The organism is Streptococcus mitis (assembly GCF_023110375.1).
Taxonomy (GTDB): domain Bacteria; phylum Bacillota; class Bacilli; order Lactobacillales; family Streptococcaceae; genus Streptococcus; species Streptococcus mitis_CI.
Genome location: NZ_JALDVV010000027.1, coordinates 1 through 1,273 on the forward strand (window position 1 = coordinate 1; position 1,273 = coordinate 1,273).

1 protein-coding gene is annotated in these 1,273 nt (G+C 36.4%); it reads left to right on the forward strand.

Translation table 11 applies throughout. The annotated features are described in order from the left end of the window. A protein-coding gene (locus tag M1G12_RS09870) for an IS3 family transposase (RefSeq protein WP_247949840.1) occupies positions 1-1,242 on the forward strand; the annotation gives its coding sequence in 2 pieces (ribosomal slippage) (positions 1-344 and positions 344-1,242; 1,243 coding nt annotated over the 2 pieces). This gene is flagged as partial in the annotation. Between the last annotated feature and the right edge of the window lie 31 nt (positions 1,243-1,273).

Consider the following 1,273-nt stretch of genomic DNA (forward strand, 5'->3'; position numbering starts at 1 on the left):
GTACATGATTAAATTGATTGATCGTTATGGAATAGAAATCGTCAAAAAAGGAAAGAATTGTTACTATTCTCCTGAACTAAAACAAGAGATCATTGATAAAGTTCTTCTTGAGGGGCATTCACAAATTAGGGCGTCTATGGATTATGCTCTTCCAAGTAGTGGATTACTTTCGAATTGGCTGGCACAATACAAGAAAAACGGGTATACTATTGTTGAGAAAACAAGAGGGAGACCACCTAAAATGGGACGTAAGCCAAAGAAGAGATTTGAAGATATGACAGAATTAGAACGTCTTCAAGCAGAAAATGAGTACTTGAGAGCGGAGAATGCCATTCTAAAAAAGTTGAGAGAACTCCGATTGAGAGACGAAAAGAAGCAAGAAGAAAAACGGAAATTGTTCAAGGACTTGTAACAGAGTTTTCTTTAGATATCCTTCTAAAGATTATTAAGCTTGCCCGTTCAACTTATTATTACCACTTAAAACAGCTGGATCAAAGCGATAAAGATTATGATATTAAAGCTGAAATTCAGTCAACTTATACTGAGCATAAAGGAAATTACGGCTATCGTCGCATGACTCTAGAATTACGAAATCGTGGCTTCGTAGTGAACCATAAGAAGGTGCAGCGTCTGATGAAAGTACTTGGTTTAACGGCTCGAATTCGCCGTAAACGGAAGTATTCTTCCTACCAAGGAGAGGTTGGCAAGAAAGCAGATAATCTTATTCAACGTCAATTTGAAGCAACCAAACCAATGCAAAAGTGCTACACAGATGTGACAGAATTTGCCATTCCAGCAAGCAGCCAAAAGCTTTATTTATCACCAGTTTTAGATGGCTTTAACAGCGAAATTATCTCCTACAATCTTTCTACTTCGCCGAACTTAGTACAAATGAAAGCTATGCTAGAACAAGCCTTTACAGAGAACCATTACGAAAATACAATTCTCCATAGTGATCAAGGATGGCAATACCAACACGATTTTTATCATCATTTTTTAAAGAATAAGGGAATCCAACCATCTATGTCACGTAAGGGAAATAGTCCAGATAACGGTATGATGGAATCTTTCTTTGGCATTCTTAAGTCTGAAATGTTTTATGGTTATGAGAATACGTTTCAGTCACTTGAACACTTGGAACAAGCTATTGTAGACTATATTGATTACTACAACAACAAACGAATTAAGGTAAAACTAAAAGGACTTAGCCCTGTACAATACAGAACTAAATCCTTTGCTTAAATTAATTGTCTAACTTTTTGGGGTCAGTACA